Origin of the sequence: Rhizobium hidalgonense, assembly GCF_005862185.2 — a bacterium.
GTDB classification, from domain to species: Bacteria; Pseudomonadota; Alphaproteobacteria; order Rhizobiales; family Rhizobiaceae; genus Rhizobium; species Rhizobium hidalgonense.
This window is the reverse complement of the sequence record NZ_CP054027.1, coordinates 1405376-1431719: the sequence shown is the minus strand read 5'-3', so window position 1 is coordinate 1431719 and position 26344 is coordinate 1405376. Positions and strand designations below refer to the sequence as shown.

Below are 26344 nucleotides of genomic sequence, written 5' to 3'. Positions count from 1 at the left end.
ACCTGCGGCGACCTTTAGTCGATCGCGGCCGTGACGATGAACTCGACCTTGTATTTCGGGGCGGCGAGCTTGGCTTCGCTGGTGGCGCGGGCCGGCGGATTGGCCGGATCGATCCAGGCTTCCCAGGCGGCGTTCATCTCGGCAAAATAAGCGATGTCGGAGAGATAGATGATCGTTTGCAGGATCTTCGACTTGTTGCTGCCGGATGCAGCCAGCAGCCGGTCGACTTCGGCAAGCGAGGACTTGCACTGATCGGTGACGCTTTCGCCCTCGCCGACCTGGCCTGCGAGATAGACCGTGTTGCCATGAATGACGGCGCCGCTCATGCGCGCGCCGACGTCGATACGCTTAATGCTCATTGTAGTCTCCTGAGTGAATGGAAGGTGGCGGCGCTGCGGTCCAGCGCCGGAAAATCGGCAGCCGGAACGAGCTTAGCTACGGATATGGTGGGTCTTTTGGTAGATCGCCGTCGAGCGGGCGCCGGAGCGGCAATAGCCGAGCATCGGCCGCGGGAATTCGTCGAGCGCATCGACCATACCCTGCACCGCTTCTTCGGTCACCCCCATCGGCCCGACAGGCACATGAGCGATATCGAGTCCAAGTTCTCTAGCGCGCGACTCGATGACCGAGAACGACGTCTGATCGGGGCTCTCATGGTCGGGGCGATGGCAGACGATCGATTTGAACCCCAGCGCCTTGATCTCGTCGAGCTCCTCAAGCGTGATCTGGCCCGAAACAGAATATTCATCGTCGATCTGGCGAATATCCATCGTCTTGTCTCCTCAAAATCGTGGGCTGAAGGTCTACGACGGGAGGCCGGCAAGCGTCAACAACACTTCACTTACACAAAGGCAAAGGTTAGCGCGTAGCTGCGGCTTTCGCCGGGCGCCAGCATGTTGAACTCGCCGGCTGCCTCAAGCTCGTCGCGCAACACCCAGCGATGCGAAACCGGCTCGATGCCGATGATATGAGCCGGCGCCTTCTGGTTTCGCCAGACCTGCAGATAGGGCAGCGTGTCGGCGCGGAAACGGACACGGAGCGTCCTGCCGCCGATCGCAGCGATCGGTCCGAGGCGGATTTCCGCGAAGCCCTCCTCCGTCGCCGGCGCCGGCACGCAGAAGATGCCGCCCGGCTCCTCGCCGAACGTCCAGGGGAAACCGCCATTTTCCAGCATCTGGCCTTCGAGCCGTGTGTCCTCGTCCAGCCATTTGCCGCCGGTGTTCATGTGGTACATCAGGAAGGTCGGCACCGTCTGGTCGCTGGTGTTGACGACCCGGTCCTCGAGCTGCACCTCACCGGTCGCCCCGTCGATCCGCCATAGCCGCTCGATGCGCTGCGGCAGTCCCTCGATGGTTACGATGTCGATGTCGGCGCGGCATTCGGCATTGCCCTTCTCAAACTTCGTCCACAGCACCTTGGCCGCATGGCCGGAGGCCGATCCGTGCAGCGGATAGACATTACCGTGGGCGCGGCCGGCGATCGGCTGGCGATGGCGGATATGGTCCGGCCCGCAGGTGAAGAGGAAGCCTTCGAGCGAGTGATCGATTCGCGGATCGCCGTCGTCGGGAATGGCGCGCTTCGGCGCGATGTCGACACCTTCGACGATGCATCCGCCGATATCCAGCACCGATGTTTCATCCAGCATCAGGCGCGGCCCGCTTGCGGCGGCAAATTCGATCATCGCAGTCTCCTTGAGGGTTTATGCCCGCCTCAGCGTTAGGTTTTGCGCCGTCATTCGTCAATCGGCGCCATTCCCATCTTGTGTTTTTGCCGCAACCAGGGATTTTGCGGAACTGACACGGAGACGCAAACGTTTATGAGTAAAAGGAAATCTTAGTGATTTTCATATTTTGTTCAGCACGCTTTCATAAATTCCACACTAGCGTCAAAATTCGCAGGTGTGTGTCGGCCAGTCACTGTTCGAGGTGTGAGACGTGAATCGCTTTTTGAAGTCGGCATTTTCGCTTGCGGCCGTGCTGGCAGCCATTACGGGTGCAGCACCGGAGGCCGGCGCGCAACAGTTCCGCGACCGCCGCCAGAGCGACGTCGTGCTGGTGACGCCGACCGGCGAGATCCTCGATTATGTCCCGCGCGGCTATAACTACGCCCGCGACCGCAGCGGCAACCGCGTGCTGATCGATGACTACGGCAACGTTGTCGCCACCGAGATGCGCGCCCGCGGCTACTATCCGCCGCGGCCCGGTCCGCGCGATGTCTATGCCGACCAGGGCGGCAACGATCCCTATTATGCCGACGACAACACCTATGGCGACACGCGTTATTCCGAGCGTGGTGCGGTCACCGGCGGCATCCCGCGCGATGCGGCGATCGAACGCCGGCCGCTCGGCGAGCAGCCTTATTCCCAGGACAACAGCATCGGCAATCCGCAGTCCGGCGACAACTATGCCTCGATCGACCCCGACCAGCAGATCCCGCCCGCCGACGCGCCCACGGCCGCGCCTGATGAACCGGTTATCACGCTGAAGAACAAGTCGAAGCCCGAGATCGTCGCGTTGCAGGTCTTTCTCGATCGCGCCGGCATCTCGCCCGGCGTCATCGACGGCCATATGGGCTCGAATGTCACCAAGTCGATCTATGCCTATGACCAGATGACCGGCTCCAAGCTCGACCCCAACGACACGGATGCCATTCTGGAAGAACTACGCATGAACGGAGGCCTGCCCGTCGTCAGCTACACGATCACCCCGGCCGATGCGGCAGGCCCCTTCGTCGCACAGATCCCGGAAGACTATTCGCATAAGGCGCTGCTACCGTCGCTTGCCTATACATCGACCACCGAAATGCTGGCCGAGCGCTTCCACATGGACGAGGCCTTCCTGAAGGAGATGAACCCCGGCGCCGATTTCAGCGTTGCCGGCACCGTCATCAAGGTCGTCAATCCGGGCGAGCCGAAGAGCGGCGAGGTCGCCCGCATCATCGCCGACAAAGCCCGCAAGCAGGTCTTTGCCTATGACGGCGCCGGCAATCTCATTGCCGCCTATCCGGCATCGATCGGCTCCACCGACACGCCCTCGCCGTCAGGCACCGTGACGGTCGAGCGCGTCGCATTCAATCCCGGCTACACCTATAATCCGAAGATCAATTTCCAGCAGGGCGCCAACGACAAGATCCTCAACATTCCGCCCGGCCCGAACGGCCCCGTCGGCACCGTCTGGATGGCGTTGTCCAGGCCGACCTACGGCATCCACGGCACGCCAGAGCCTTCCAAGATCGGCCGCACCCAGAGCCACGGCTGTATCCGCCTGACCAATTGGGATGCGACCGAGCTTGCCAAGATGGTTAAGCCGGGAGTGACGGTCGAATTCGTCGATTGAACCCTATTGCAGCAATGTGGCCGCCGGATCGCTCCACAGACCGCAACTGAAATGTGTCGCGAAACTCCAACCGTTGCGAGTGAGTTTCTCGACGGCCTACAATGGCTTTCGGAAGAACACGACGCGCTGCGTCTCCTCAAACCCTAAAGCGGTATGGAGCGCATGGCTGGCTGAATTCTCAAGCAGCGCGTCAGAGCCAAACTCGACACAGCCAAGCGACTTCCCCCAATCGGCAACGGAATTGCAAAGCAACCGTGCGATACCCTTTCGCCTGTCAACGGGGCGGACATAAATGCCTTCGAGAAACAGAACGGGTGAACTGCTGCATCCGTTCACATAATCATGTCGCAGAGTGGCCTCAGCAAACCCGACAGCTTCATTCGCAGCATTTCGAGCTATGAACGCGACGGCTTCTCCACTTTCTGAAAGAAACGCCCGGCCCAACTCTGCTCGATGATCTTCAAGCGAGTGATGCGGCCATAGCGCAAGGCGAAGCTGCGCCCATGGCTCAACATCCTTTATAGTCCCAGCCTCAATAATCGCTTCCATATTGCGGTTCCCTTCTTGTCGGAAAAAACCCAATCAAAGCGACAGTTTTGCGTCCCATGCCACAAGGGATTCGGCACCAGTATCTACTGGATTTCACATTTCGGTTAGGGGCTGGGGATCGCTTCGACGGCCTTTTTCGTGCGAAGGATGTTCAGGCCGCCGTGGCCATACGGGCCGAGGCCGTTAGCCTGACCGGCATTTTGCTCATTATTTCCTCGGCAAAGCATGTGGCATTCTCACGCGCCTTGTCGAGATTGCTGACGCGCGCGGGGTCGACCGTGTGCAGCGTGCCGCCACAGTCGAAGATGTCGCGGAAGGCCGAGCGTTCGATGATCGCGGTGTCCAGCACCGGCACATGCCGCTCGCTGAGCAGCGACTTGACGAGCTGCAGCGCCCGGGTCGTCACCATCGAGTTGACGCGGGTCAGCACCACCGAATGACCGATCTTGATGCCCGCCTTTTCGTCCAGATACTGCAGCAGCTCGAGCACCTGTGCGCCGCCGCGCGCATCCATTGCACAGCCCTGGATTGGGATCAGCACATGATCGGAAAGGCCGACGGCTGTGGCAAGCAGCGGATTGCGCGCACCCGGCAGGTCGACGATGAAATAGTCGGTATTGTGCTTGTTCTCGCTGATATGCAGCGGCAGCGAGGCCGTGGTCACGAAATCGATCACCGAAACATTGGGCACATGACCGGATATGTCGTGCCAGCGCGAAATCCAGTGCTGCGGATCGGCGTCGAGAACGGTGACGCGGTAACCCTTGCGGGCAAGCTCGGTGGCGAGCAGGAGAACAGCGGTCGTCTTGCCGGCGCCGCCTTTGGTGTTTGCGAATGTAATGACAGGCATGTTCGGTCCTCGGGAGGAAATAGCGCGAGCCGGTATCGCTCTCTTACGCACTGTCGGAGCATCGTGCGGTTAAGCTATCCTTTACAATCATGGTTAACAAATCCCAAACGCGCCCGCCGAAATTGCAGCCTGTATTTTTCACATCCATAATATTGGGGATGCCGCCACTACAAAAAAGCCCGGAAGACCAAAGCCTTCCGGGCCTATCCGCAGGCTCGGCATCTAGCTCAGAAGCAATCCCTGAAAAGCGCCTTGGTATTTTCGAGCGTCAACGCCACCGGGTTGCCGCCCGCGCTCGGATCCTCGATTGCCATGGCCGACAATTCGTCGATGCGGTCGGGGGCGATTCCCATCGCCGACACAGTCTCCGGCACGCCGAGCTCGGAGCGGAGCTTCAATACATAGTCGTAGAAGCCGTCGAAGCCGCCCGAAATACCGAGATAAGCGGCGGCGCGGCAAATCTTCTCCTCGATCGCCTTGCGATTGAAGCGCAGCACCGCCGGCATCACCACCGCATTGGTCATGCCGTGATGGGTATTGTAGACGGCGCCGATCGGGTGCGACAGCGCATGGATGGCGCCGAGCCCCTTCTGGAAGGCGACCGCACCCATGGCGGCAGCCGCCATCATGTTGGCGCGGGCTTCGAGATCGGTGCCTTCCCTGTAGGCGCGCGGCAGGAATTCCTTGACGAGCCGCATGCCTTCGAGCGCGATGCCGGCCGACATCGGGTGATAGAAGGGCGAAGAATAGGCCTCCAGGCAATGGGCGAAGGCATCCATGCCGGTGCCGGCCGTGATGATTTTCGGCATGCCGACCGTCAGTTCTGGATCGGAGATGACGACGCCGGGCAGGAACTTCGGATGGAAGATGATCTTCTTTACATGCGTTTCGGAATTGGTGATGACGCTGGCGCGCCCGACTTCCGAACCGGTTCCGGCCGTCGTCGGCACGGCGACGATCGGCGCGATGCCGTCGATACTCGCCCGCGTCCACCAGTCGCCGATATCCTCGAAATCCCAGACCGGCCGGGTCTGGCCGGCCATGAAGGCGACGCACTTGCCGAGATCGAGACCAGAGCCGCCGCCGAAGGCAACGACACCGTCATGACCGCCATCCTTGAAAGCCTTGACACCGGCCTCAAGGTTCTTCTCGTTCGGGTTCGGATCGACATCGGCAAAGATCGCCCGGCCAAGGCCGGCATCTTCGAGGATGTCGAGCGCATTCTTGGTGATCGCCATCGAGGCGAGACCGCGGTCGGTGACGAGCAACGGCTTTTTGATGCCGAGGCTCTTGCAGGCGTCCGCCAGTTCCTTGATCCGGCCCCGGCCGAGCTTGACCGAAGTCGGGTAGCTCCAGTTTGCGGTGATGTTGCTGCTCATGCTGTGACTTTCTTCAGGTGGAAGGATTTCGGACGCGTCAGATTCTGGAAACCGATGATCGACAGCGAGCCGCCGCGGCCGGTCTCCTTGACGCCGGTCCAGCAGAGCGCCGGATCGAGATAGTCGGCGCGGTTCATGAAAACGGTGCCGGTTTCGATTTCACGGCCAAGCCGCGCCGCCCGCTCGACATCCTTGGTCCAGAGCGAGGCGGTCAGCCCATACTGGCTGTCGTTCATCAAGGCCAGCGCCTCCTCGTCGCTCTTCACCTTCATGATGCCGACCGCCGGACCGAAGGTCTCTTCGCGCATGAAAGCCATCGAATGGTCGACATTGACGAGAACCTGAGGCGCGAGATAGGCGCCGCCGTCATCCTGAGGAAAAAGCTTCGGGTCGACAAGCGCCTTGGCGCCCTTGGAAACCGCGTCCGCAATCTGCTCGCGCACCACCTTGGCGAAGCGCTTGTTCGCCATCGGTCCAAGCGAAGTCTCGGGATCGAGCGGATTGCCGAGCTTGTAGTTCGACACCCAGGCGACCGATTTTTCGACGAAGGCGTCATAAAGCGACTCGTGCACATAGATGCGCTCGATGCCGCAGCAGCACTGGCCGGAATTGTAGGTCGCGCCGTCCATCAGCGTATCGACGGCCGCCTCGAGATCGGCGTCTTCCATGACGTAACCCGGATCCTTGCCGCCGAGTTCGAGGCCGAGGCCGGTAAAGGTGCCGGCAGCGGCCCGCTCCATCGAACGCCCGCCCTCGACCGATCCGGTGAAGTTGACGAAATTGAAGCTGCCGGCGGCAATCAGCGCCGATGTGGTGGCATGATCGAGGAAGACGTTCTGGAAGACGTCTTCGGGAACGCCGGCCTCGACGAAGGCCTGCACCAGCCGCTCGCCGACAACAAGCGTCTGCGAAGCATGTTTCAGCACCACGGTATTGCCGGCCATCAATGCCGGCGCGATCGTGTTGATCGCCGTCATATAGGGATAGTTCCAGGGTGCAACGACGAAGACGACGCCATGCGCTTCGCGTTCGATACGGCGCTCGAAACGGTCGCTCTCCTCGACAACAACAGGAGCCAGCGCATCCGCCGCGATCGAGGCGACATAGTTGGAGCGCTCGTTGAAGCCCTTGTATTCGCCGCCGTATTTGATCGGCCGGCCCATCTGCCAGGCAAGCTCCGGCACGACGACATCGGACATCTCGTTCAGCCGCGCGGCACCCTTCAGGACAAGCTGAACACGCTCTTCAAGCGGCCGTCTCGCCCAGGCCCTCTGCGCCTTGCGGGCGCGCGCCACCACGTCTTTGGCGGCATCGAGCGAAAGCGCTGCGCGCTCCGCGTAAACCGATCCATCGACCGGTGAAATGCATTGGATCATTGCCATGATCGATTTCCTGTCCTCGTATTCATCAAAAAATTGAGTGAGGCCGCAGCCCCTCATCCGCCTGCCGGCACCTTCTCCCCGCTTACGGGGAGAAGGGATATGCAGCACCGTTTTCCTCAACCGCCAACCCCGCGCAGGGCACGTCCCCTCTCCCCGTTTCTACGAGGAGAGGCTTGGGGTGAGGGGCAATCCCGCAAAACGCTATTAAGCCCTTTCGAACCCGCGCGCCACTTCCCAATCGGTGATGCGGCGGTCGTATTCTTCCTGCTCCCATTCGGCAGCACGCGTATAGTGGTCGATGACGTCGTCGCCGAAGGCTTTGCGCAGCATCGCCGATTCGGTCATCTCAGTTGTCGCCGCACGCAGCGTGCGCGGGATTTCGCGAACACCCTTGCCGCCATAGGCGTCGCCGACGAAGGGAGCTTCGAGCTCCAGCTTATTCTCGATGCCATCGATGCCGGCCGCCAGCAGCGCGGCGAAGGCGAGATAAGGGTTGAGGTCAGAGCCGCCGACGCGGCATTCGATGCGGATCCCTTTGGTCTCTTCGCCGCAGAGGCGATAGCCGGCAGTGCGGTTGTCCTTGCTCCAGATCGCCTTGGTCGGCGCAAATGTGCCGGCCATGAAACGCTTATAGGAATTGATGTAGGGCGCCAGGAAATAGGTGATCTCGCTCGCATGGGCGAGAAGCCCGGCGATGTAATTGTGCATCAGCGGCGACATGCCATATTTACCGGTGTGATCGAAGAACAGCGGCTTTTCTTCCAGGCTCCAGAGCGACTGATGGATATGCGAGGAACTGCCGGCGGCGTTGTAATTCCACTTGGCCAGGAAGGTGATGGCCTTGCCCTTCGACCAGGCGATTTCCTTGCAGCCGTTCTTGATGATCGCATGCCGGTCGGCCATCGCGAGCGCGTCGGCGTAACGCACGTTGATCTCCTCCTGGCCGGCGGAAGCCTCGCCCTTGGAGTTTTCGACCGGAATGCCGGCGCCTTGCAGCCCGGTACGGATCGCCCGCATCACCTCTTCTTCCTTGGTGGTCTGGAAGATATGGTAGTCCTCGTTATAGGCGCTGGCGAGCTTGAGATTTCGGTAGCCCGCGGTATGCGCGGCCTCGTAGCTCTGGTCGAACAGGAAGAATTCGAGCTCGGAGGCCATATAGGCCTTCATGCCCATATCTTCGAGCCGCTTCACCTGCTTCTTCAGGATCGCACGCGGCGAATGGGCGACTTCCTCATGGGTGTGATGATCGAGCACGTCGCAGAGCACCAGCGCCGTGCCTTCGAGCCAGGGAATGCGGCGCAGCGTCGCAAGATCCGGCTTCATCGTGTAATCGCCGTAGCCCTTCTCCCAGCTCGTCGCCTTGTAGCCGGAGACGGTCTCCATCTCCATATCGGTAGCTTGCAAGTAGTTGCAGCTATGCGTTTCCTTCCAGGCGCTCTCGACGAAATATTCCGCCTGAAAGCGCTTGCCCATCAGCCGGCCCTGCATGTCCACCTGGCAGGCCAAAACCGTATCGATGCGCCCTTCGGCAACATCCTTCCTGAGATCGTCGATTGTGTAGCTGCTCATGATTGATCCGCCTGAACGAGAAATGGGAAAATCGGAAATCGGGGCAACGAAACGGCATACCATTGCCGGCTTTTCCCGGCCGGATGCCTTTTCGTTGGACCGCTGGTGGGGCCGCGAAAGCGGCCCCACCACTTGAGAGGGAAGCCTCGATGCTCAGTGTCCGCCACTTTCACCGACGGCTGCTTCGGCCGCTGCGATCTCGGCCTGGCGTTTTGCTACGTCGGCTCCGATCGGTGGGCCTTTGAAGCGCCGGCTTTCAAAGCCGAACCAGACAATCGCGGTGACGAGCAGAAAGCCGACGGTAATGTAGAGCGCCCATTCGTTCGGCGGCTGAATGCCGAGGATGAAGATCAGGATCATCGCGATCACAGTCAGCACGGCAAACAGCTTGAAGACCCCTTCGCCGAGGTTCCACGGACCCATCTTGTCCCACTTCGATGTACCCCAGGCGAAGAGACCGAGCGTGATCGGGATCGCGAAGGAGAAGAACAGGAAGATGACCGTGCAGGAGACGACGATCGTATAAACAGGCGTGTCGCCGATCGTAACGAGCGAGGAGCCCCAGACAAACAGGACCGACAGGATCGAACCGGTCCAGATCGCAGCCACCGGCGTGCGGTACTGCGGGCTGACCTTCGACAGCGCCTTCGAGGCTGGCAGGCCACCGTCACGCGAGAAGGCGAAGATCATCCGCGAGACCGAGGTGACGGTCGCAAGGCCGCACAGCCACTGGCTGACCAGGATGGCGAGATAAAGAATGTCCTTGACGATCGGGTTGACCTGGCTGTCCATCGCCCAGAAGAACACGTTCCAGCCCTGCTTTGCCGCATCATCCATATTCGGCAGCATCAGAACGAAAGCGCACAGCATGATGTAGCCGAACAGCGCCGACCACAGGACCGAGGCGACCATGCCGCGCGGCACCGATTCGGCGGCCTTGACCGTCTCTTCCGACGTATGCGCCGAGGCGTCGTAGCCGGTGATGGTGTAGATCGGAAGCAGCAGGCCGAGAAGGAAGACCCAGGCACCGGAGGTGGAAGGCCAGACGTTGCCGCCGACTTCGCCGGAATAGTTGGCGAAGGTGAAGAGACGGCCGAATTCATAGGAGGGTGCCGCCGCCAGGCAAACCACTGCCAGCGCGATCGAACTCGCAAAGATCAGATAACCTGAAAAGTCGGTCAGCTTGGCGGTCAAACCGATACCCATGTGGTTCACGAGCGCCTGCGCGCCGGTGATGATCACCAGGAAGATGATGCGCACCGTCGTCGTGTCGGTCAGGCCGAAATAGGTGGTGCCGAAGGAGCCCATGAAGAAATAATAGGTACCAACGTTGATGGCGCCGAGCACGGTGACGAGACCGAGCAGGTTGAACCAGGCGGTCAGCCAGCCGGTGAAGCGGTTACCGAGGATCGAGCCCCAATGATAGAGCCCGCCGGCCGTGGGATAGGCCGAGCTGATCTGCGCCATGGCAATGGCGAAGACGAGCGAGATGAAGCATCCCACCGGCCAGCCGATGCCAATGGCGGCTCCGCCGGCACCGGAAGTGGCCTGCGCCAGCGAATTGATGCCGCCGGAAAGAATGCAGATGATGGAAAATGAGACGGCGAAGTTCGAGAACGAGCTCATGCGTCGTTCGAGTTCCTGGGCATAACCCATGGAATGCAGGATGTGCACATCCTGCTTCTTGTCCAGATCGGTATAGTCCGACATGACTTCCCCCTGTTCACGATCGGCCGCGGGATTGCGGGCCGGTTCAGTGCCAAATTGCCCGCGGCATTTGCGCCGTGCGGACGTCCGCAGTTAGACTGCTCCCTCGGGTCTTCTTTTTATCAGGCGTCCAGGCTTTGCTGGATCAGCCCTTTTAGATAGTCGGCCATGACCCCTTGGCCGACATCGTCTGCGACGAGGTCGTTGCGGACCTCGATCATCACATTGCGCAAGCCGTTCGAAAGCCCGTGCAGGATCAGCGTGTGGGTCACGCCGTCCTCGGGCCCGTAAGGCTGGTTGCGTTCCGTCCTGTAGAGCGGCGCCTCGGTCGCAGCCGCCAGCATGCGGTCGGCGAGCCGGCTGTCCTCATCGTGCAATATGCCGAGTTCGACGGCACGTTCGCGGCCATGATAGACCGGCGTGAAGCTGTGGACCGTCACGATAATGCTGTCCTGCCCCCTCGCCCGGCGATCGCGGATCAGCCCGCGAATGGCGTCGTGGAAGGGCACGTAGAGCGCGTCGGTACGGGTAAGGCGCTCTTCGGCGCTCAGATCCTTGTTGCCGGGAATGGCGTAGATCTCGCTCGTCTCCGGCATGGCGCCGGGAGAACTGGGTGGCCGGTTGCAGTCGTAGATCAACCGTGAGAACCGCTGATAGACGAGCGTCGCGTCAAGGCCTTCCGATATGCCGCGAGCGACTGCGAGAGCCCCTGGATCCCAGGCGATATGGCTCGACAGGGCTTCGTCAGGCAAGCCGAGATCGCCGAAAGATGCGGGAAGCGCGTTCGAAGCGTGCTCGCAGACGATCAACACCGGGCTCCGGCCGTCGACCCGCTCCATTCCGACGCAGTCGCCGTCCGCTTCGCTGAGGATTTTCGGCCGGGCCAGCACCAAAGGCGCCACTCCTTATCCATTAATAAAATATTTAAGAAAAGAATTCTTCAGGTTTCGCCCCCTGTCAAGCGTCCTCTGAAAATTTCTTTTCATGACAGCAGTTGACATGGATTATGACAGCGTTGTTAAATTTGGTTGGGAAAGTGGCGCTAGACCATCCCGGGGAGCATTTAGGTGACAGTTGCGTCGAAGACGGTTTCGGACGTTATACACTCGCATTTCGGGGTCTTGACGCGCGCCGAAAAACAACTGGCCGAAAGCCTTCTCGACAACTATCCGGTTTCCGGCCTCGGCAGCATCACCACCATCGCCGAGAACGCCGGCGTCTCGACGCCAACAGTCGTGCGTATGGTGCAGAAGCTTGGCTTCAAGGGCTATCCGGACTTTCAGGCGCATCTGCATCTGGAGGTCGAGGCGACGATCTCGAACCCCATCGCCAAGCACGATCGCTGGGCCCAGAACGCGCCGGGCACTCACATCCTCAACCGTTTCGCCGATGCCATCATGGGCAATCTGCGCCAGACGCTGACCGATCTCGACACCGCGACCTTCGACAGCGTCGCCGCGCTGCTGTCGGACCGCAAGCGCGGCCTCTATTTCGTCGGCGGCCGCATCACCGGCGCGCTTGCCGAGTATTTCTTCACCCACATGCAGGTGATTCGGCCGGCGACGACGCTGCTATCGTCGAACTCCAGCAGTTGGCCGCAATATGCCCTCAACATGAATGCCGGCGACATCCTGATCATCTTCGACATCCGCCGCTACGAGCAGGAGATGGCGAGCCTTGCCACCGCCGCCCGCAAACGCGGGGCCGAAATCGTCGTCTTCACCGATCAATGGGGCTCGCCCGCCGCCAAGCTCGCCCGACATGCCTTCCGCGTCCGCATCGAGGCGCCGTCGGCCTGGGATTCCTCCGTGGTCACCCTCTTCATCGTCGAAGCGCTCATCGAGGCCGTTCAGAATTCCACTTGGGACGAGACGAAGGAGCGCATGAAGACGCTTGAGGGCTTGTTCGAGCAGACCAAGCTTTTCCGCAAACCGGGTTAGGAGGGACAAGACAAACAGAGGGGAATGAAGGACGGATTTTCGCAGAAACAGGTAGTGCCGTCGCAAATAAAACACGTGTCGCAAACGCCTGCTATTCATAGCAAAGTTAACGTCATCCACCCGTCACACAAGCTTCATGTAAGCTGATTAACAGCATCGCCAGACACTGAAAACCCGAAGGAGAACAACAGTGATCTCTAACATTTCTCGACTTCTGTCGCTCTCTACTGCGATGATCGTGGCTTCGACCGCGATTGCCGCTGCTGAGCCGAGCGCTGAACTTATCGCTGCCGCCAAGAAGGAAGGCACACTGACGACGATCGCTCTTCCGCACGACTGGTGCGGCTATGGCGATGTCATTGCCGGCTTCAAGGCCAAGTATGGCCTCGAAGTCAACGAACTGAACCCGGATGCCGGTTCGGGCGACGAAGTCGAAGCCATCAAGGCCAACAAGGGCAACACCGGACCGCAGGCTCCCGATGTCATCGACGTCGGCCTCTCCTTCGGCCCATCCGCCAAGAAAGACGGCTTGATCCAGCCTTACAAGGTCTCAACCTGGGATTCCATTCCGGATAGCGCCAAGGATGCCGAAGGCTACTGGTATGGTGACTATTACGGCGTCCTCTCGTTCCTCGTGAACAAGGACCTCGTCAAGGAATCACCGGCCGACTGGGCCGACCTGAAGAAGAGCGACTATGCAAACACCGTCGCCCTCGCAGGCGATCCGCGCACCGCCAACCAGGCTGTCCAGGGGGTCTATGCTGCTGGTCTTTCCGCATCCGGCGGTGACGCAGCCAAGGCTGGCGAAGAAGGTCTGAAGTTCTTCGCCGAACTCAACAAGGCCGGCAACTTCGTACCGGTTGTCGGTAAGGCGGCTCCGTTCGCACAGGGCTCCACGCCAATCATCGTCGCTTGGGACTACAACGCCCTTTCTTGGGGCCAGAGCCTCAAGGGCAATCCTCCGTTCGAGGTCATCGTTCCGAAGACGGGCGTCGTTGCCGGTGTTTACGTCCAGGCGATTTCGGCTTTCGCTCCGCACCCGAACGCTGCCAAGCTCTGGATGGAATACCTCTATTCCGACGAAGGTCAGCTCGGCTGGCTGAAGGGCTATTGCCATCCGATCCGCTTCAACGATCTTGCCAAGAACAACAAGATCCCGAAGGACCTGCTCGACAAGCTGCCGCCGGCAGCTGCCTATGAAAAGGCCGTCTTCCCGACGCTCGAAGAACAGGCCGCCGGCAAGGAAGCCATCACCAAGAACTGGGATTCCGTCGTCGGCGCCGCCGTCAAGTAATCTCCGATCCGGCCTCCCCGCTCAAAAGGCGGGGAGGTTTTCTCACTCCGACGCCCCAGGATGAGCTTTTCCATGAGCACCGTTTCAACGCCTATGGTGCGCAGTGCCCCCTTGATCAACAGAGATCGCGTGATCGACTGGCTGGGCATTGCACCCTTTATTATTTTCTCTTTGCTGTTCCTGATCATCCCCACGCTTTATCTTGTGGCGGGCGCGTTTCTGACGCCCGAAGGCAATCTCACGCTGAAGAATATCGGCGATCTCTTTACTCCGTCCATCATGAGCGCTTACTGGATCAGTATCCGCGTCTCGGTCGCCTCCGCGCTCGGCGGTGCACTGATCGGCTTCTTTCTCGCCTGGGCCGTTGTGCTCGGTGGCCTGCCCCCCTCGGTCCGCTCGACGCTTCTGACCTTTTCCGGCGTCGCCTCGAATTTTGCCGGCGTGCCCCTTGCCTTCGCCTTTCTCGCAACGCTCGGCCGCACCGGTCTTGTGACGATGTTCCTGCGCGAGTGGTTCGGTTTCAATCTCTACGGCACCGGTTTCAACCTTCTGTCCTTCCTCGGACTCACCATCACTTACATGTATTTCCAGATCCCGCTGATGGTGCTGATCCTGACGCCGGCCCTCGACGGCATGAAGAAGGAATGGCGCGAAGCCTCTGAGATTCTCGGCGCCACCAACCGCCAATACTGGACCATGGTTGCCCTGCCGATCCTGTGGCCGAGCCTGCTCGGCACGACGCTGCTGCTCTTTGCCAATGCTTTCGGCGCCATTGCCACCGCCTTCGCGCTGACCGGCAGCTCGCTCAACATCGTGCCGATCCTGCTCTACGCACAGATCCGCGGCGACGTCCTGCACAATGCCAACCTCGGCTATGCCATCGCGCTCGGCATGATCGTCATAACAGGCGTCTCGAACATCCTGTACCTCATGCTGCGCATGCGCGCCGAACGGTGGCAGAAATGAAAGCTCAACGTTTCGGAGCCTGGCTCGCCATCATTCTGGGCGCTTCCTATTTCGTCATTCCGTTGATCGGCACCATCGAGTTTTCGCTGCGCATGCGCCGCGGAGAATACAGCCTGGATGCCTATGAGTCGGTTTTCTCAGACATTCAGTTCCGCGAGACCTTCGGTTATTCGATGTTGATGGCGTTGCTGACCATTGTCTTCGGCATGCTGCTCGTCGTGCCGACCGCCTATTGGGTGCGGCTGCGCCTGCCGCAGATGCGCCCCGTCGTCGAATTCATCACGCTGCTGCCGCTCGTTATTCCGGCGATCGTCATCGTCTTCGGTTACCTCAGGATGTACAACTCGTCATCCTACCTGCCGATGACCGGTTCGACGACCGGCACCAACATCCTGCTGGTCTTCTCCTATATTACGCTGTCGCTGCCCTATATGTACCGCGCCGTCGATACCGCCATGCGCGCCATCGATGTCCGCACGTTGACGGAAGCGGCCGAGAGCCTCGGTGCCCGCTGGACGACGATCATGTTCAAGTGCATTTTTCCCAACGTCATGAGCGGGGTGCTCTCGGGCGCCTTCATCACGCTGGCGATCGTCATGGGCGAATTCACCTTCGCCGCCCTGCTCAACCGCCCGGCCTTCGGCCCCTACCTGCAGCTTGTCGGCGCCAACAAGGCCTACGAGCCTTCAGCGCTCGCCGTCATCGCCTTCTCGATCACCTGGCTCAGCATGGGCCTGCTCAACCTCGTTTCCCGCTTCGGCAAAGCCCGCCCGGCAAAGGCTTAAGGTATCCGGCTCATGTCTTTTCTCACTCTGAACAACATCCAGAAGTCCTTCGGCCCGGTTCAGGTCGTCAAGAACTTCAACATGAACATCGAGAAGGGTGAGTTCGTCTCCTTCCTCGGACCGTCGGGCTGCGGCAAGACGACCGTTCTGCGCATGATCGCCGGCTTCGAAACGCCGACCGGCGGCACGCTGACCATCAACGGCAAGGACCAAAGCGCGCTGAAGCCGAACCAGCGCAATATCGGCATGGTCTTCCAGGCCTACGCGCTGTTTCCCAACATGACGGTGCACGACAACGTCGCCTTCGGCCTTAAGGTCGCCGGCGCCCCCAAGCCGGAGATTGACGCCCGCGTTAAGGAAATGCTCGGCCTGATCAAGCTCGATCACCTGGCCGACCGCTTCCCCTACCAATTGTCGGGCGGCCAGCAGCAGCGCGTTGCGCTCGCCCGCGCGCTTGCCGTCAAGCCGCAGGTGCTGCTGCTCGACGAGCCGCTCTCAGCACTTGACGCCAAGATCCGCGTGTCGTTGCGCGAGGAAATCCGTCAGATCCAGCAGCAGCTCGGCATCACCACTGTTTTCGTCACCCACGATCAGGAGGAGGCGCTATCGATCTCCGACCGCATCGTCGTTATGAATGCGGGCAAGGCTGACCAAATCGGCTCGCCTTTCGAGATTTACAACACGCCGGCAACACGCTTCGTCGCTTCCTTCGTCGGCACGTTGAACCTGATCGAAGCCAAAGTCGTCGATCCCGACGCCAATCTCATCCAGATCGGCGATCAGAAGATCACGCTAAAACAGTCGGTCGCAGCCCAAAAGGCCGGCGAAACCATCTCGCTGGCACTGCGCCCGGAAGCGGGATCGCTCTCCGACACCGCCAGAAGCGATACCGCGCTGACCGGCCAGGTCGTCTCGGCTCACTTCCTGGGCTCGGTCATCCGTACCCGCATGAATGTCGGCGGCAACGTCATCTCCTTCGATATGTTCAACAGCCCGGGCGTAACTCCGCCGCAGGCCGGCGAGACTGTGACGCTGCGTTTCATGGCGGCCGATCTGCTGGTCATCCGCGACTGAGCTTGACAGACCAGCATGCAAAGGGCGCCGCAAAAACGGCGCCTTTTCCGTTACTCAGATGAACCCGTATCGGTGAATCTAAGGGTGCGGCCATGTTCCGATGGCATCCCGTCTCCTTACAGGTCCATCGGCCAGGTATCGGAGAGGCGGTAGCCGGCCTGGAACGGATCGGCCGGATCGACCATGAGCTGCTTTGTGCCGATGACCCATGCACGACCCGAGATAATCGGGATGATGCCGGGCTTGCCGTTGATGTCGACTTCGCTATCGATGCTGCAATGGAACTCCGTGTCCAGCAGCGACGTGCCGACGAATTTTTCGCCTGCCTTCATCTGACCCTTGGCGTGGAGCACGGCCATGCGAGCCGAACATCCCGTGCCGCAGGGGGAACGGTCAATTTTGCCCGGACGGATGGCGACCGCGTTCTTACCCCAGAACGCGCCATCCCTCATCTCAACCGGATCGGTAATTTGGCAGAAGGAGATGTGGCCCCAATCATTGCCTGGGTGCTTGAAGCCAAGCTGCTCGTTGGCGGCTTCGGTGATCTTGACGCCCATGCGGGCGATATCGCGGGCGTGGTCCGGTCGAAGGCTGAGCCCTACGGACGCCGCATCGGCGATAACGAAACTGTCCCCGCCATAGGCCGTATCGACCGTGACCGTGCCGATACCTTCTACCTCAATCCTGGCATCGAGCTTATCGGCAAAGGACGGGACGTTACGGACGCGGATGCGTTCGGCCTTGCCGTTTCGGCACTCGGCCTCGACCTCTATCAGGCCGCCTGGGGGTTCGAGGATCATCCGCGTGATCGGCTCCTGCATCGGGATGATGCCGGTATCGAGCAGCACAGTCGATACGCACATGGAGTTTGAACCCGACATTGGCGGGGTGTCGGCCGGCTCCATGACGATCCAGCCCATCTGCGCCTTGGGGTGCTTCGGTGGGACAAGCAGATTGACATGGCGGAACACGCCGCCGCGGGGCTCGTTCAGTACGAAATTTCTAAGCGTCTCATCCTTAGCAATCCACCGCGACTGCTCCCACACCGTTGCGCCGGGTGGCGGCGCGACGCCGCCAACGATGACGTCACCGACCTCACCTTCCGCATGGCAGCTGACGATATGCACGATCTTGGAAGTACGCATTGGTGTTCCCCGCTCTTATTGATCGAGACCGAAGCAATTCCAGCAAGCGTCGCAGCAGTTTTGCAGCCGCAGCGCACGAAAATCTCATGAAGGAGGTTATGCTGCGACAATTAGAATAACGTATACGATCTACAATAACGGAGTCAAGCGTAAGTCTACCGGGCAGAGCGATAGCCGATGCCAGACGGCGGCTTCCGACAGGACTTTCGCTGGTAACCTGAGGTCGACCAGCTAAAGGAATGGACGCAGTGCCGTTTGTAAGCCGGGAGCGCTTATGCAGAGTCGGACACCCTTGGCATCAGAGGGGCCTGCCTGTCTCTCCCGCAGGCATCCGCAGCGACGCGCGCCGGAGGCGTGCGACGTCAGCAGTGCCGACACCGACCCGATCATCACCGCGCCGTGATTTGGAATTTGCGCCAATGCCTTCCGAAAAGGACCCGGTTTTCGGCCTATGCTCGGATCGCCTGGTCGTCCACATCGAAACGGTGGACACGAGCCTGATCCGGCGTCGCATAGACGATCTCGTCGGGCTCGTACTGGTGTTCGCCGAAGAGGCGCGCCGTCAGCAGGCCGCATTGATCGGATTCCAGATAGATGATCGTATCGGCGCCGAGATGCTCGACATGCACGACCTTCGCCGCCCAGGTCCCCTGCTCGCGCGACAGCGTCATATGTTCGGGACGCACGCCGATCGTCTTGGCGCTGTGGTCGCCGACCTTCTCGGCCGCGATGAAATTCATCTGCGGCGAACCAATGAAGCCGGCGACGAAGACATTGGCCGGGCGATTGTAAAGCTCCATCGGCGAGCCGATCTGCTCGATCGCGCCGGCATTCAGCACCACGATCTTGTCGGCAAGCGTCATCGCCTCGACCTGGTCATGGGTGACATAGATCATCGTCGCCTTCAGGCTGCGGTGCAGCCGTGCGATTTCGAGGCGGGTCTGGACGCGCAAGGCCGCATCGAGGTTCGATAGCGGCTCGTCGAACAGGAAGAGTTCCGGTTCGCGCACGATGGCGCGGCCGATCGCGACGCGCTGGCGCTGGCCGCCCGAAAGTTCGGCCGGCCGCCTTGCGAGGTAGGGCGCCAGCGACAGCATGCCAGATGCCTTGCCGACGCGCTTGTCGATCTCGTCCTTGGCAGTGCCGGCCTGCTTGAGGCCGAGCCCCATATTGTCCTTGACCGTCAGGTGCGGATAAAGCGCATAGGACTGGAACACCATGGCGATGCCGCGCTTGGCCGGCGGCGTCAGCGTCTCGTCACGGCCGTTGATGACGACGGCGCCCGACGTGACGTCCTCGAGGCCGGCGATGCTGCGCAAGAGCGTCGACTTCCCGCAGCCCGACGGCCCGACGAAGATGACGAATTCGCCGTCCTCGACCTCGAGATCGATGCCCTTTAGCACCTCATGCGTGCCATAGGTTTTGCGGATGGATTTGAGTTGAAGTGATCCCACTGATTTTTCCTTACAATCTGACCGGCTGGCCGGTACGCACGCTCTCGTCGGCGGCAAGGCAGACGCGTAGCGACGCTATCGCATCCGCCATATGGCGATTGAGGTCGAGATCCTCGCGGATCGCCCTCAGCACGAATCCCTGTTCCAGGTCGCAGAGCGCCTGATGACCGGGCTCGCCCGTCATCTTCATATCCTGGTCGGGCCGGATGAATTTGCCGTCCGGGCCGGTCTCGGCGGTATGCAGACGGATCACGGAGGTCTTGGTGTGCGTGTCGATATCGTCGGACTTGGCGTTCGGATCCATGACGATCGAGACCGCGCCCTTCGGCGACATCACATCCTTCACGAAGAAGGCCGTCTCCGAGATCATCGGTCCCCAGCCGGCCTCGTACCAGCCGACCGAACCGTCTTCGAACAGCACCTGCAGCTGACCGTAATTATACATGTCGGCGGCGATCTCGTCGGAGAGGCGCAGCCCCATGCCGCGCACCTCGACTGCCCTGGCATCGGTGATCTGGCACATCACGTCGACATAGTGCACGCCGCAATCGACGATCGGCGAAGTGGTCTGCATCAGCGACTTATGCGTCGCCCAGGTCGGTCCGCTGGACTGCTGGTTGAGGTTCATGCGGAAAACGTAAGGCGGGCCAAGCTTGCGCGCCTCTTCGATCAACTTCGTCCAGGAAGGGTGATGGCGAAGGATATAGCCGATCACCAGTTTGCGGCCCGCCTTCTTCGCGGCCGCGACCACGCGCTCGGCGTCGGCGACGGTTGTCGCCAGCGGCTTTTCCACGAAGACGTCGCAGCCGGCCTCGAAGGCGGCGACGGCATAATCGGCATGGCTGTCGGAATAGGTGTTGATCGAGCAGAGATCGGGCTGCAGCTCGGCAAGCGCCGTCGTGAAGTCGGGATGGATCGTATAGGCCTGCAGCTCGGGCTCCAGCTTCGGCGTCGAGCGGTTGACGAGCCCGACGATCTCGAAACCCGGATTGTTGTGATAGGCAAGCGCATGGCTGCGGCCCATGTTGCCGAGGCCGGCAACGAGGACGCGGATCGGTTTTTCCTGACTCACTTGACGGCTCCTGACGTGATGCCGCGGATCAGCTGCCGCGAGAAGATGACGTAGAGAACGAGGATCGGCAGGATCGCCAGCGACAGCGCCGCCAGCACCGCATTCCAGTTGGTAACGAACTGGCCGATGAAGATCTGCGAGCCGAGCGTCACCGTCTTGGTCGCCTCGGACGGCGCCAGGATCAGCGGAAACCAGAGGTCGTTCCAGATTGGGATCATCGTGAAGACGGCGACCGTCGCCATGGCCGGGCGCACCAGCGGCAACACCAGGCGGAAGAAGATCGCATATTCCGAGAGCCCGTCGATGCGCCCGGCATTCTTGAGATCGTCCGAAACCGTGCGCATGAATTCCGACAGGATGAAGATCGCCAGCGGTATGCCCTGCGCGGTATAGACGAGGATCAGCGCCGTCAGCGTATTGACGAGGCCCGCCGCCACCATGCCCTGCAGGATCGCCACCGTGCCCAGACGGATCGGGATCATGATGCCGATCGCCATGTAGAGCCCGAGCAGCATATTGCCGCGGAAGCGATATTCCGAGAGCGCGAAGGCTGCCATCGCACCGAAGAGCAGCACCAGCAAGATCGAGACGATCGTGACGACGAAGCTGTTCTGGAAATAGACGGCGAAATCGCCCTGACCCAGCACCGTCTGATAGCCGACTAGGCTGAAGGTCGACGGCGTCGGGATCATCAGCGGCTCGCGGAAGATCGAGGCGCGATCCTTGAACGAGTTGACGATGGTCAGGAATACCGGAAACAGCGCGACCAGCGTATAGGCGCTGAGCGCCAGGTGCACGAGGCCGGTGCGGATGGGAGATGTGCGTGCTTTGGACATGCGCGCTCCTCAGAACTGGTAGCGGCGCATGCGCCGCTGGATGACGAAGAGATAGAGCGAGACGCCGGCGAGGATGATGAGGAACATCACCGTGGCGATCGTCGCGCCCATGGAGCGGTCGCCGAGCTGAAGCTGGAAACCGAAGAAGGTGCGGTAGAGCAGCGTGCCGAGAATATCGGTCGACATGTCAGGTCCGGCAAGCGCTCCCTGCACGGTGTAGATCAGGTCGAAGGCATTGAAATTGCCAACAAAGGTCAGGATCGAGATGATGCCGATCGCCGGCAGGATGAGCGGCAGCTTGATCTTCCAGAACTGGGCCCAGCCGGTGATGCCGTCGCATTCGGCCGCCTCGATCACCTCTTCGGGAATGCTGAGGAGCGCCGCATAGATCAGCATCATCGGAATGCCGATATATTGCCAGTTAGAGATCAGCGAAACGGCGATCAGCGCAGGACCGGACTGGCCGAGCCAGGGCGCAAAAAGCCATTTCGCACCGACAAGGCTCATAAGCCAAGGCGCCACGCCCCAGATCGGCGAAAGGATCAGCTTCCAGATGAAGCCGACGATGACGAAGGAGAGCAGCGTCGGCAGGAACATAGCCGTGCGGTAAAAGGCGACCCCGCGCAGCTTCGGCACCGAAAGCAGGGCGGCAAGCGCCACTCCGATCGGGTTCTGAACGCACATATGGATGGCAAAAAAGATCAGGTTGTTGACGAGGGCATTCCACAAATCATGCGCCCAGCGCGGGTCGCCGAACAGCACCTTGAAATTCGCCAGCCCGACGAAGGCCGGCTGCCCGTCGACGATATTGTAGAGCGAAAGCCTGAGCGTTTCGATGAGCGGCAGCACCATGACGGCGGAATAGACGATCACGGCGGGCAGCATGAAGACGAAGATGTGCCAGCGCACCGGGCGCTTGATCGGGACGATATCGATCGCGTTGTCGGTTTGGCTCATGGCTTCTGCCTGTTCTTGTCGACTGGCCGCAAGGCGCAGCTGAGATGGAAAACGTTGCGCCTCGCCTCAGCCTTTCTCCGCTTGGCGGGGAAGGCAATATACCCTGCTTGAATGCCAGTCGGGTTGGGAGGTCGCTTGCGAGTCTCCTTCTCCCCGCTCGCGGGGAGAAGGTGGCCGGCAGGCCGGATGAGGGCTGCAAACGCCGCCCCTCGTCACATCACTTGGCCGGCTTGTACCAGCTGTCGAGGCCCTTCTGCAGCTTCTCGGCGGCGACCTTCGGCGTATCCGTGCCGTTGATCACGTTGGCCGATTCCACCCAGGTCTCGTTTTCGAGGTTCGGCGTGCCGCGCGACAGGATCTGATAGGTCGAGCGCATGGTCGACTTGTACGGGCCGCGCCAGGAGACGAACTCCTGAGCGAGCGGATCGGACATCTTGACCGGGGTGGAGTTCAGGCTGAAGAAGCCCGGCAGTGAGTTCGCATAGATGTCGGCGAACTCGGGCGAAGCCACCCAGCTGAGGAACTTCTTGGCTTCCTCGGCATGCGTGCTCTTGGCGTTCAGGGCGACGCCGATGTCCGGATGGTCGGAGATGTAGCCGGTGTCACCGGCCTTCGGAACCGGCGGCGGGAAGGCGCCCATCTTGAACTGCGCTTGGCTGTTGAACAGCGAGATTTCCCACGAACCGGCCGGGTAGATGGCGGCGCGGCCGAGTGTGAAGAGATTCTGGCTGTCCGAATAGGTCTGGGCTTCGAAACCGTCGCCGAGATAGGGCTTCCACTTGGCAAGCTCTTCATAAGGCTTGACCCATTCGGCGTCGGTCAGCTTCTGCTTGCCTTCGATCAAGGCCTTACGGCCTTCCTCACCCTCCCAGTAGTTCGGGCCGATATTCTGGTAGCCCATGGTGGCGGCCTCCCAGAGATCCTTGGTGCCCATGGCGAGCGGGATGTAGGTGCCGTCGGCCTTGATCTTGTCGAGCGCTGCGTAGAACTCGTCCTGCGTCTTCGGCACGGAGATGCCGAGCTTGTCGAAGGCGTCCTTGTTGTAGATGAAGCCGTGGATGACCGATGCCATCGGCACGCAGAAGGTCGACTTGCCGTCGTCCGTAGACCAGGCGGCCTTGGCGACCGGAGAGAAGTTCTCCATGCCAGGCAGACTGGTGATGTCGACGAGCTGCTTCTTGTTGAAGAGCTCGAGCGACGTGAACGGACGGCAGGTGATGATGTCGCCTGCGGAACCGGCATCGAGCTTGGCGTTCAGCGAAGCATTGTATTCGGTCGGCGCGGTCGGCGAGAAGACGATCTTGATGCCCGGGTTCTTCGCTTCAAACGCCGGAATGATCTTTTCCTGCCAAATCTGCAGGTCGTCGTTGCGCCAGCTTTCGAGCGTCAGCGTGACGTCGGCGGCATGGACGAGACCTGCCGATGTCAGCAGGCTCGAGGCAAGCAGGAAGCTTTTCAGAGCAGTGTTTTTCATTTCCCTCTCCTGTGTTTTAAGCGCCCGACGGCGCTGTTTTGATCTGAAACAAGCAGTTGGCGTGCCTGAGGAAACACCCAAACGCCCCTTGGAGGACCGCCAGCGACTGCCGGTCCCGAAAGCTCGATGGACGCGAAGGCGGATCGCCTGCGGCCGGACTGCACGCGCATTTCGGTGACCTGCACCGGACGCGCCGAAAATGACGGAAAGCCGATGCATGCCTGAATTCCACGCCGGCCCGACAGGGCCGCTGGCATTCTGGCAATCATCCTCGAAGCGGTTCCGGCTTGGCTTTGCTGCCGGTTTTCGTGGGCTTCGAAACGCTGTTCCCTTTTGTCGAATTAAGGCCAAAAAAATACCAATTGTCCAGCCGAATTTTAACTTTTTGGCTTGCAAAGCTACATTAAAAATTTTTATCAAATAAAATCAAATAGATAAAAAGATGATATTTCTCCTCCGTTCCCACTTGGTAAATGGTATTTTTTTGGTATTGTATCAAAACCCAAGGGAACGGCGCATTCGGAGGTCCGATGACTGAGCTTGCAATCGGCATAGATGGCGGCGGAACGAGCTGCCGGGCCGCGGTCGCGGACAGAAACGGCAACATCATCGGCCGCGGTAAATCGGGGCCAGCCAATATTCTGTCTGATCTGGATAATTCTCTCCTCAATATCGTCGAATCCGCCCGGCAGGCCTTGCGCGATGCCGGGCTCGCCGCGGAAACCATCTCCTCCGTTGCAGCGGTGGTCGGCGTCGCCGGCGCCAACGTCACGGATTACGGCCGACGCATTGAACAGGCCCTGCCCTTCGCCGGAGGCCGCGTCGTCACCGATGCACTGATCGCGCTGCAGGGTGCACTCGGCGATGCCGACGGCATCGTCGGCGCCTTCGGCACCGGCTCGGTCTATAATGCCCGGAAAGATGGTCGGCTGAATGGCATCGGCGGCTGGGGCTTCGTCGTCGGCGACCAGGCAAGCGGCGCCCGCCTCGGTCGCGACCTCATGGAGCGGTCGCTGCTCGCCCATGACGGCGTGCGCCCGGCATCGCCGATCACCGATGCGGTCATGGCCGAATACGGCAATGATCCCGAGCGCATCGTCGAATTCGCCCATTCGGCGCGACCGACGGATTTTGCCCGTTACGCGCCTGTCGTTTTCGAACATGCCGCCAAGGGCGATGCGGTTGCGGCGGGCATCGTCACCGATGCCGCAACGGCGATCGGCGAGAGCCTCGAAGCCTTGCTTTGGCCAAATTGCCCATCGATCTGCCTGCTTGGCGGTCTTGCCGAAGCCTATGAACCTTGGCTTTCCCGCTACAGGCCGCTGCTTGCCAAACCGAAAAACGATGCCCTTCACGGCGCCGTGGAACTTGCGGTCAAGCTTCTGAACGATCGACAGAGAGGTGCGGCATGACCGACGACCTCGCGACAATCCTCTCCCTTGAACGCCTGCAGGCGGCCGGAACCGGCCCGCTCTATGTCAAGCTGCGCCGCACGCTCGAAGAGGCCGTGCGCACCGGCACGCTCGGCCACGGCGATGCGCTGCCGCCGGAGCGCGACATCGCCGAACTTGCCGCCGTCAGCCGGGTCACCGTGCGCAAGGCGATCGACGAACTCGTCGCCGACGGCCTGCTGGTGCGCCGCCACGGCTCGGGCACCTTCGTCGCCAAGCCGGTGTCCAGGGTCGAGCAGCGGCTGTCGCAGCTCACCTCCTTCACCGAGGACATGGCGCGCCGCGGCATGTCCTCTCGCTCCGAGTGGCTGCATAAGGGCATCCATACTCCCTCACCCGATGAAATGATGATCCTCGGTCTTGGCACCGATGTGAAAGTTTCGCGCCTCTCCCGCCTGCGCATCGCCGACGACCAGCCGCTGGCAATCGAGAATGCCAGCGTCTCCGGCGAATTCCTCCCCGATCCCTCCGTCGTCACCACGTCGCTCTATGCCGAGCTCGAACGCCTGCAGGTCCGCCCGGTGCGCGCCGTTCAGCGCATCTCGGCGACCAATATGAAGGAAGCCGACGCCCAGCTTCTCGGCGTTTCCGTGGGTGCGGCCGGCCTGTCGATCGAACGCATTTCCTATCTCGGCTCCGGCCGCGCCGTAGAGTTCACCCGCTCGCTCTATCGCGGCGACGCCTATGATTTCGTCGCCGAGCTGACGATCGGGGTGAGCTAAGGCTGAACATCTATCAAGCAGAAGGAATTCACTATTTCCTTTTCCAGGCCGCGAGCGCCCCTTCGTCCATCAGCTCGAAGAAATCCGGCCCGTCTCCAGTGATTCGCCCTTTGAGTAGGCCGATTTTGAAAGAAGATCTTTCAATCGGAACGACCCTCGCCACGGGCTTGCCCCCTTTGGCGATGATCACCTCATCACCTGAAAGAGCGGCATCGATCAATTTCGACAGGTCGGCCTTTGTTGCGCGGATGGTTACTTGCATTGCGGCCTCATTCCTAAGAATGCCATTCCATCGTCATTCCCGCTATCGAATTCAAACAGTCTGACCACGGGAAGTTATCAAGCCACATCAAAAGCATGAAGCCGGAAAGTGAATCACTTTCCGGCTTCATCGTCTCTTGAT

Annotated in this window: 25 protein-coding genes; 8 read left to right on the top strand and 17 right to left on the bottom strand. The window is 60.7% G+C overall.

Annotated features, from left to right (window positions below):
- Positions 1–14: 14 nt before the first annotated feature.
- The 3 genes from FFM81_RS06755 to FFM81_RS06745 all read right to left on the bottom strand — a co-directional run bounded on the left by FFM81_RS06755 (position 15) and on the right by FFM81_RS06745 (position 1681).
- Positions 15–359, bottom strand: a complete 345-nt coding sequence (locus tag FFM81_RS06755; protein WP_003565109.1) for a RidA family protein — start codon at positions 357–359, stop codon at positions 15–17.
- Between the two features lie 72 nt (positions 360–431).
- Positions 432–770: a protein tyrosine phosphatase family protein gene (locus FFM81_RS06750; protein WP_138385701.1), complete on the bottom strand. Its 339-nt coding sequence runs from the start codon at positions 768–770 to the stop codon at positions 432–434.
- A gap of 71 nt (positions 771–841) precedes the next feature.
- Positions 842–1681, bottom strand: a complete 840-nt coding sequence (locus FFM81_RS06745) for a DUF4432 family protein (RefSeq protein WP_138385700.1) — start codon at positions 1679–1681, stop codon at positions 842–844.
- 253 nt (positions 1682–1934) lie between these two features.
- Between FFM81_RS06745 and FFM81_RS06740 the strand changes: the two genes are divergently transcribed.
- Entirely contained in the window at positions 1935–3335 is a 1401-nt protein-coding gene (locus FFM81_RS06740; protein ID WP_138385699.1) for a L,D-transpeptidase, read from the top strand.
- Between the two features lie 96 nt (positions 3336–3431).
- Here FFM81_RS06740 and aac(6') read toward each other — a convergent pair whose 3' ends face one another.
- From aac(6') to FFM81_RS06705, 7 genes are all read right to left on the bottom strand, one after another.
- Positions 3432–3884: an aminoglycoside 6'-N-acetyltransferase gene (gene aac(6') / locus FFM81_RS06735; protein ID WP_003565116.1), complete on the bottom strand. Its 453-nt coding sequence runs from the start codon at positions 3882–3884 to the stop codon at positions 3432–3434.
- Between the two features lie 151 nt (positions 3885–4035).
- Positions 4036–4734, bottom strand: coding sequence for a ParA family protein (locus FFM81_RS06730; RefSeq protein ID WP_003565118.1), 699 nt, complete (start codon positions 4732–4734; stop codon positions 4036–4038).
- Between the two features lie 227 nt (positions 4735–4961).
- Positions 4962–6113 (bottom strand): iron-containing alcohol dehydrogenase, encoded by a 1152-nt coding sequence (locus FFM81_RS06725; protein ID WP_138385698.1) that lies wholly within the window; start codon positions 6111–6113, stop codon positions 4962–4964.
- Entirely contained in the window at positions 6110–7495 is a 1386-nt protein-coding gene (locus tag FFM81_RS06720) for an aldehyde dehydrogenase family protein (RefSeq protein WP_138385697.1), read from the bottom strand. Before FFM81_RS06720 ends, FFM81_RS06725 begins: the two co-directional genes overlap by 4 nt.
- 204 nt (positions 7496–7699) lie before the next feature.
- Positions 7700–9064, bottom strand: coding sequence for a glutamine synthetase family protein (locus FFM81_RS06715; protein ID WP_025416658.1), 1365 nt, complete (start codon positions 9062–9064; stop codon positions 7700–7702).
- Positions 9065–9217: 153 nt separating this feature from the next.
- Positions 9218–10774, bottom strand: coding sequence for an amino acid permease (locus tag FFM81_RS06710; protein WP_097534075.1), 1557 nt, complete (start codon positions 10772–10774; stop codon positions 9218–9220).
- A gap of 119 nt (positions 10775–10893) precedes the next feature.
- Complete coding sequence (locus FFM81_RS06705) at positions 10894–11664, bottom strand: N-formylglutamate amidohydrolase (RefSeq protein ID WP_003565131.1); 771 nt, start codon at positions 11662–11664, stop codon at positions 10894–10896.
- 174 nt (positions 11665–11838) lie between these two features.
- Between FFM81_RS06705 and FFM81_RS06700 the strand changes: the two genes are divergently transcribed.
- The 5 genes from FFM81_RS06700 (at position 11839) to FFM81_RS06680 (ending at position 16830) form a co-directional block, all read left to right on the top strand.
- Positions 11839–12711: a MurR/RpiR family transcriptional regulator gene (locus tag FFM81_RS06700; protein ID WP_003565133.1), complete on the top strand. Its 873-nt coding sequence runs from the start codon at positions 11839–11841 to the stop codon at positions 12709–12711.
- Positions 12712–12901: 190 nt separating this feature from the next.
- Positions 12902–14005, top strand: coding sequence for an ABC transporter substrate-binding protein (locus FFM81_RS06695; protein WP_003565135.1), 1104 nt, complete (start codon positions 12902–12904; stop codon positions 14003–14005).
- 72 nt (positions 14006–14077) lie between these two features.
- A complete protein-coding gene (locus FFM81_RS06690) occupies positions 14078–14971 on the top strand; it encodes an ABC transporter permease (protein ID WP_003565137.1) in 894 nt (297 codons plus the stop codon).
- Positions 14968–15756, top strand: a complete 789-nt coding sequence (locus tag FFM81_RS06685) for an ABC transporter permease (RefSeq protein WP_003565138.1) — start codon at positions 14968–14970, stop codon at positions 15754–15756. The genes FFM81_RS06690 and FFM81_RS06685 overlap by 4 nt, the downstream gene beginning before the upstream one ends.
- Before the next feature lie 12 nt (positions 15757–15768).
- Positions 15769–16830 carry an ABC transporter ATP-binding protein gene (locus FFM81_RS06680; RefSeq protein ID WP_003565140.1) on the top strand — a complete coding sequence of 354 codons (1062 nt, stop codon included), beginning with the start codon at positions 15769–15771 and terminating at the stop codon, positions 16828–16830.
- 116 nt (positions 16831–16946) lie between these two features.
- Here the strand turns inward: FFM81_RS06680 and FFM81_RS06675 are convergent, their stop codons facing one another.
- From FFM81_RS06675 to FFM81_RS06650, 6 genes are all read right to left on the bottom strand, one after another.
- The gene (locus tag FFM81_RS06675; RefSeq protein WP_138385696.1) at positions 16947–17975 is read right to left on the bottom strand and encodes a trans-3-hydroxy-L-proline dehydratase; all 1029 of its coding nucleotides are present in this window, start codon (positions 17973–17975) and stop codon (positions 16947–16949) included.
- A gap of 449 nt (positions 17976–18424) precedes the next feature.
- Complete coding sequence (locus FFM81_RS06670; protein WP_003565144.1) at positions 18425–19429, bottom strand: ABC transporter ATP-binding protein; 1005 nt, start codon at positions 19427–19429, stop codon at positions 18425–18427.
- A gap of 10 nt (positions 19430–19439) precedes the next feature.
- On the bottom strand, positions 19440–20501 hold the full coding sequence (locus tag FFM81_RS06665) for a Gfo/Idh/MocA family protein (protein ID WP_003565146.1): 1062 nt from the start codon (positions 20499–20501) through the stop codon (positions 19440–19442).
- Positions 20498–21337: a carbohydrate ABC transporter permease gene (locus FFM81_RS06660; RefSeq protein ID WP_003565148.1), complete on the bottom strand. Its 840-nt coding sequence runs from the start codon at positions 21335–21337 to the stop codon at positions 20498–20500. The genes FFM81_RS06665 and FFM81_RS06660 overlap by 4 nt, the downstream gene beginning before the upstream one ends.
- 9 nt (positions 21338–21346) lie before the next feature.
- Positions 21347–22294, bottom strand: coding sequence for a carbohydrate ABC transporter permease (locus FFM81_RS06655; protein ID WP_003565150.1), 948 nt, complete (start codon positions 22292–22294; stop codon positions 21347–21349).
- Positions 22295–22511: 217 nt separating this feature from the next.
- Complete coding sequence (locus FFM81_RS06650) at positions 22512–23768, bottom strand: ABC transporter substrate-binding protein (protein ID WP_138385695.1); 1257 nt, start codon at positions 23766–23768, stop codon at positions 22512–22514.
- A 530-nt stretch (positions 23769–24298) separates the two neighbouring features.
- Between FFM81_RS06650 and FFM81_RS06645 the strand changes: the two genes are divergently transcribed.
- Positions 24299–25180: a glucosamine kinase nucleotide-binding domain-containing protein gene (locus tag FFM81_RS06645; RefSeq protein WP_128398035.1), complete on the top strand. Its 882-nt coding sequence runs from the start codon at positions 24299–24301 to the stop codon at positions 25178–25180.
- A complete protein-coding gene (locus FFM81_RS06640; RefSeq protein ID WP_003565155.1) occupies positions 25177–25941 on the top strand; it encodes a GntR family transcriptional regulator in 765 nt (254 codons plus the stop codon). The genes FFM81_RS06645 and FFM81_RS06640 overlap by 4 nt, the downstream gene beginning before the upstream one ends.
- A 31-nt stretch (positions 25942–25972) precedes the next feature.
- Here FFM81_RS06640 and FFM81_RS06635 read toward each other — a convergent pair whose 3' ends face one another.
- Entirely contained in the window at positions 25973–26203 is a 231-nt protein-coding gene (locus FFM81_RS06635) for a type II toxin-antitoxin system Phd/YefM family antitoxin (RefSeq protein WP_003565158.1), read from the bottom strand.
- Positions 26204–26344: the final 141 nt, after the last annotated feature.